At 66.8% G+C, this 1,446-nt stretch carries 1 protein-coding gene; it reads right to left on the bottom strand.

Features of this window, described 5'->3' with window-relative positions:
- Positions 1–1,446: formylglycine-generating enzyme family protein (locus A39O_RS32885; protein ID WP_020504399.1), on the bottom strand; the 1,446-nt coding region annotated here is incomplete at both ends.

Genomic DNA, 1,446 nt, shown 5'->3' on the forward strand with positions numbered 1-1,446 from the left:
CGTCCGGCGGCTGTCGCCCGGTCGCCGCGCAGAAGGCATCGTACTGGGCAAAGGTGACCTCGGTCTGACCGATCGCAAAGGGGGCGAGTCGCACCAGGTGGCGCGGGCTTTCATCTGAACTTCGCTCCGGTTCGTCTTCCGGCGAGCCCATCTGAAACTGCCCTCCGGGTAACGCGATCATCGTCGGCTCGAAGTCGAAACGTGGCATGAGGAGGGTGGGTTCAGTGATATCCCCCGCGGATACCCCTGGCGGCCGATCCGGCCATCCCGTGCTGGACTGGTCCGGTGATTTCACTGAATCACCGCCCGCACGTACGGTCGCGTCGCGCGGCCCGACGCGACTGTCGGGGGTCTCAGGGGTGTCGCTGGCAAGCCGAAAACCGAGGTCGTAGTGCCGGTAGCCGGCGTCGCCCCTGTCGCGGCTGGCCGAGCGGAGGAACCTGGGGCTGTAGAACCAAGACCCGCCGCGGAGCACGCGCGCCGAACGGTCCCCCGCCTCCCAGGCACTGCCGTCCGCGGGCGCCCGCTGATAGCTGTCATGATACCGATCCTGCACCCACTCCCAGACGTTCCCATGCACCTCATACAGACCCCAGGGGTTGGCCGGCAGACTCCCTACCGGGACCGTCTGTCCTCGGTAGACCCCGGTATTGGCCCCGCAGCCGGAATAATCGGAGTTGCCGTTGTAGTTCGCCTGGTCGGTCGTGATGCAGCGCCCGGTCCAGAACGGCGGGGTGGTACCCGCCCGCGCTGCATATTCCCATTCGGCTTCCGTCGGCAAGCGATAGTGTTTCCCGGCCTCCTTTGATAGCCAGGCCGCATAGGCCACCGCGTCCTCCCAACTGACGTTGATCACCGGCCGCTGACCCCGTCCCCAGCCGTTGTCGCCTGGCGGCTGTCGCCGGGTCGCCGAGCAGAAGGCATCATACTGTGCAAAAGTAACCTCGGTCTGTCCGATCGCAAAGGGGGCCAGTCGCACCGGGTGACGCGGGCCTTCATCTGAACCTCGCTCCGACTCGTCTTCCGGCGAGCCCATCTGCAACTGCCCTCCGGGTAACGCGATCATCGGCGGTTCGAAGTCGAAACGGGGCGCAATGAGGGTGGGCTTGGTGAGTTTCCCGGCGGATACCGTTTCGATCGGCGTCAGCCGAAACGCCGCGTCGGCCCACTGACTGGTGCGCAAGCGCAGCCGTTGCGCTGCGGCTGTGTAGCCCGCGGCCCGCACCGCGACTTCCCGCTCACCGACCGCGATTTCACGCTCAAAGAGCGCGTTGGGCTGGGTCTGCCCGATGACCTGGCCATCGACCAGCACGTCGGCGGCGATGTTGGTCGTGACCCGCAGGTTGCCGAGAAATTGCACCGGCGGCGGGGGCGCTTGCACGTCCGCCGTCGCTCCGGCGTGGGCCAAGCGCCGCTGCTCCGCTTCACGCACTTTGTCCGAACTGG

Source organism: Lamprocystis purpurea DSM 4197 (genome assembly GCF_000379525.1).
In the GTDB taxonomy this organism is placed as follows: Bacteria; Pseudomonadota; Gammaproteobacteria; order Chromatiales; family Chromatiaceae; genus Thiodictyon; species Thiodictyon purpureum.